This is a genomic window from Vibrio sp. 1401, from assembly GCF_033340295.1.
This window is the reverse complement of the sequence record NZ_JAWOWF010000835.1, coordinates 1-517: the sequence shown is the minus strand read 5'-3', so window position 1 is coordinate 517 and position 517 is coordinate 1. Positions and strand designations below refer to the sequence as shown.

The window sequence follows — 517 nt, the reverse complement described above, 5'->3', positions numbered from 1 at the left end:
TAGACAATTTAGACTTAGTTAATGGTATTGCTGAAGAGAGTGAAGGCTTTGTTTGGCGTTTAAAAGACGACTCCGGTGATGCCACCAGCATTAAATTGTTTGAAGACCCAAACATGATTGTAAACATGTCTGTCTGGGAAAGTACTGACGCACTCAAAAACTTTATGTTCCGTACTGACCATAGAGATTTCATGCGCCGAAAAAGCGAATGGTTTCATCGATTAACAGAAGATAGCTATGTTCTATGGTGGGTTGAAGATGACCATATACCAACACCACAAGAAGCTTTATTCCGCCTTCAACATTTACGCGATAACGGAGATACGCCCTTTGCTTTCACATTTAAAACTAACTTTACAGAAGCAGATCTTGCGTGAGCTATGCGCTGGTTAAATCGCTAAGTTGTATAAAGCACCGATATGACATGCCTCACCCCATCATTGGAGTTGTGCACTTCAAGGAAAATTGTAACTGACTCAAAAGGACAAAGAGTGATAGATCATTTTGAAATTAAGGT

At 39.8% G+C, this 517-nt stretch carries 1 protein-coding gene; it reads left to right on the top strand.

Features of this window, described 5'->3' with window-relative positions; all coding sequences use genetic code 11:
* The coding region (locus tag R7Z77_RS28440; protein WP_318137446.1) for a DUF3291 domain-containing protein at window positions 1-377 on the top strand (377 nt) is incomplete at its 5' end.
* Window positions 378-517: the final 140 nt, after the last annotated feature.